The organism is Nostoc sp. FACHB-888, from assembly GCF_014696655.1.
Lineage (GTDB): Bacteria > Cyanobacteriota > Cyanobacteriia > Cyanobacteriales > Nostocaceae > Nostoc.
The window spans coordinates 1-1,878 of record NZ_JACJQM010000407.1 but is presented as its reverse complement, the minus strand read 5'-3'; the positions used below and the strand labels follow the sequence as shown (position 1 = coordinate 1,878).

Below are 1,878 nucleotides of genomic sequence, written 5' to 3'. Positions count from 1 at the left end.
AGACACGCCAATGCTGACGAAATCCGAGTGCAGCTAGTTTACGATCGCGATCAGGTTTGCTTGCGCGTGAAGGACAATGGACAGGGCTTTGGAGTCGGGAATATTACAGCCTATGCGGGTTTTGGCTTACTCGGCATGAGCGAACGGGCAGAGCGCATCGGCGCACAACTCACGATTCGGAGTCAACCTGGAGAAGGAACAGAGATGATTGTTACTGTCGATCGGGAGGCATCACAATGAGCCAAGCCATTCGGGTTCTGATTGCGGACGATCATGCTATTTTTCGGCAAGGATTAGCCACGATTATTAACCGTGACCCAGATATGCAGGTGATTGCCCAAGCCGAAAATGGGAAACAAGCGATCGCTCTATTTAGGGAACACCAACCGGATGTCACGCTAATGGATCTCCGAATGCCTGAAGTGGAGGGGGTTGCCGCCATCGCTGCAATTTGTGCTACTGCTAAATCTGCTCGGATTATTGTACTGACCACGTATGATAGTGACGAAGATATCTATCGGGGATTGCAGGCAGGCGCAAAAGGATATCTGTTGAAAGAAACTGAACCTGACGAGCTTCTGAATGCTATTCGTACCGTTCACCGGGGTCAGAAGTATATTCCGCCCGATGTAGGAGCAAAGTTGGTACAGCACCTCAGCAATCCAGAACTGAGTGAACGAGAACTAGAAGTACTCGGCTCACTGGCGCAGGGAATGAGCAATGCCGATATTGCGGCTGCTTTGAGTATCGGTGAAGGCACGGTTAAATCTCATGTTAATCGGATTTTGAATAAGTTAGATGTCAGCGATCGCACCCAAGCTGTAATTGTTGCCGTTAAACGCGGCATTGTTAATTTATGAGATGTACTTTCGATAGAATTGGGATTCTAACTTGAGTTAGAACCAGCCTTCTACTTCACGATGGAAGGGTTGCTCTATCAATTTATACTGTAAAAATTTTAACTTGCTATAGACGACGGCTTGAAGGCGATCTCCTATATTGAATTTATGCAAACAGTTATGCAATCAGTGGATTGAATAAGTAAATTGCAAGGTTCCATGCTTGATGTAAATGTAGAAAAATGAACGACGATCGTAGCCACAGTTCCTTACTTGTACCCCCTTCAACCCAGGATTGGATGCAAGGTGTGCTGAGTGCTAAGGTCGTGCTGGTGATGTATGGAGACTATCAATGCTCTAAAAGTGCGGATATTTACAAGCTGATTAAAGTGCTCAAAGGAGAACTTAGTGCTTCTTTTGGAGAAGATGATTTATGCTTTATCTTCCGTCATTTTCCGCAAGCACAGATTCATCCCCAAGCTCAACGGGCAGCCGAAGCAGCCGTTGCCGCCGCCGCCCAAGGAAAGTTTTGGTTAATGAGCGATACTTTATTTGACCATCAACAAAGGTTGGAGAACGGTTATCTTGTCGAGTACGCCAATGATTTAGGGCTTGACATTCCTCAATTTCTCAAAGAGTTGTCTAAACAAGTGTATGTCGATCGCATCAATGAAGATATCGAAGGCGGAATAGAGAGTGGAGTGACGACTACCCCAGCCCTGTTTATCAATGGAATTCGGTATACCGAGCGCTGGAACACGACGGAGTTGATGGCTGCCATGATTGCTGCAAGTCATTAAGTTCCCCGATGTTTGCTCTCAATTCATATCTGACTTGTCTGTAAGTGCTATAAGCTATCAAATTTTGATAGCTAGATTTTGCCTGTTTCGCTGAACAAAACTGCCGCTTTTTGAACCATGCCAAAAATTACCATGCCAACAACTGAATTCTTTCGTATTGATTTAGTCAATTACAAATCAGTATTTCATTGAGGATAATTCTATGCCGCATTTATTAGTACAAGGCAAGAATAATTCTG

Annotated in this window: 3 protein-coding genes; all 3 read left to right on the top strand. The window is 44.8% G+C overall.

The features are described 5' to 3' along the window. On the top strand, window positions 1–240 hold a 240-nt coding region (locus H6G26_RS41450; RefSeq protein WP_347242606.1), incomplete at its 5' end, for an ATP-binding protein. Next, on the top strand, window positions 237–860 hold the full coding sequence (locus H6G26_RS41445; RefSeq protein WP_190737930.1) for a response regulator transcription factor: 624 nt from the start codon (window positions 237–239) through the stop codon (window positions 858–860). The genes H6G26_RS41450 and H6G26_RS41445, both read left to right, overlap by 4 nt. 221 nt (window positions 861–1,081) lie before the next feature. Then, entirely contained in the window at window positions 1,082–1,639 is a 558-nt protein-coding gene (locus tag H6G26_RS41440) for a DsbA family protein (RefSeq protein ID WP_190737928.1), read from the top strand. Window positions 1,640–1,878 lie beyond the last annotated feature (239 nt).

Coding starts and splice junctions, on each gene's coding strand:
- H6G26_RS41445 (WP_190737930.1), top strand. CDS start 237: ATGAGCCAAGCCATTCGGGTTCTGATTGCGGACGATCATGCTATTTTT.
- H6G26_RS41440 (WP_190737928.1), top strand. CDS start 1,082: ATGAACGACGATCGTAGCCACAGTTCCTTACTTGTACCCCCTTCAACC.